The following is a 475-nucleotide window of genomic DNA, read 5'->3' as shown; positions in this document are numbered from 1 at the left end:
CTCGTAGACGATTGATTTGTCGCGGCCGACATTGCTGAGTACGAACGCGATGTTCGGATCATCGGCAAAGCCGATCACCTGGTTAACGTCGCGGTTCTTCACGTAGGAGCGGAAATGCTCCTACCAGGCACCGTTGGCAGGCGAGCGGAACTCGGTGGCGACGTAGGCGCCGGTACCGTCGACGTCCTGCCGCAGGCGTGCCCGCAGTTCACTGTCCAGGTCGGTGAGATAGCCCGCCACGCGCTCTTCGGTCTTCTGGATGCGCTGGGAGGTGAAGTTGCGCAGGTCGACCTTGTAGACGTCACCGGAACTGCTGCCCGAACCGTTGACCACCAGGATGTGGTCGGGATCGTTGGGCAGGGTGTCGAGCACCGTGGCGTTGGCCAGTGCCTGCTCGAGCTCTTCATTGCGACTGGAGGCGCGCGGCGGCGTGATCGGCTCCTTCCACTGCTTGCCTTCGATGTCGGTGATGAAG

1 protein-coding gene is annotated in these 475 nt (G+C 62.3%); it reads right to left on the bottom strand.

Features of this window, described 5'->3' with window-relative positions:
• Positions 1-120: 120 nt before the first annotated feature.
• The coding region (locus D7X55_RS46105; RefSeq protein ID WP_199747378.1) for a hypothetical protein at positions 121-475 on the bottom strand (355 nt) is incomplete at its 5' end.

The sequence above is a fragment of the Corallococcus sp. AB049A genome, from assembly GCF_003668885.1.
GTDB lineage: Bacteria > Myxococcota > Myxococcia > Myxococcales > Myxococcaceae > Corallococcus > Corallococcus interemptor.
This window is presented reverse-complemented; position numbering and strand designations above follow the sequence as displayed.